At 58.4% G+C, this 425-nt stretch carries 1 protein-coding gene; it reads right to left on the reverse strand.

Annotated elements, in window-relative coordinates; translation table 11 throughout:
* Window positions 1–372, reverse strand: a 372-nt coding sequence (locus QZH66_RS18510) for a helix-turn-helix domain-containing protein (RefSeq protein ID WP_305807247.1), incomplete at its 3' end; no start/stop codon positions are given.
* Window positions 373–425 lie beyond the last annotated feature (53 nt).

The raw sequence follows: 425 nt of genomic DNA on the forward strand, positions 1-425 counted from the left end.
GTCACCATTGCGTACAACAAGGTAGACCGTGTCCTCGGTGCGCCGCGCCAGGCGCAGCATCAACGGCCTGCAGCGTTCGAGGATGGGTACGCGACTCATTGTCGCCAAGCCCAATTGCATTGCCTCGAGGCCCAAACGATAGGTTTTTAGTGAATCGCGCTCCACCAAGCCCGTCTGCACCAGCGATGACAGCAGCCGGTAAGCCGTGGTGCGGTCCATGCCGGTGGCTTCCACCAGCGCTGCCAGCGTCATGCCGTGCTCGTGGTTCAAACCCACCAGCTTGAGCAATTCCACCGCGCGGAAGACCGCTTGTGCCCCGTGAACGCGTTCCGGAGCGGCCCCAACTGGTTTCCTCTTTGTCATCATGCTCATATTGTGCACACAGTTCTCCATTTAGAGCCCTGCCATTTATGCAATATATGTTC

Source organism: Stenotrophomonas sp. YIM B06876 (assembly GCF_030711595.1).
Lineage (GTDB): Bacteria > Pseudomonadota > Gammaproteobacteria > Xanthomonadales > Xanthomonadaceae > Stenotrophomonas.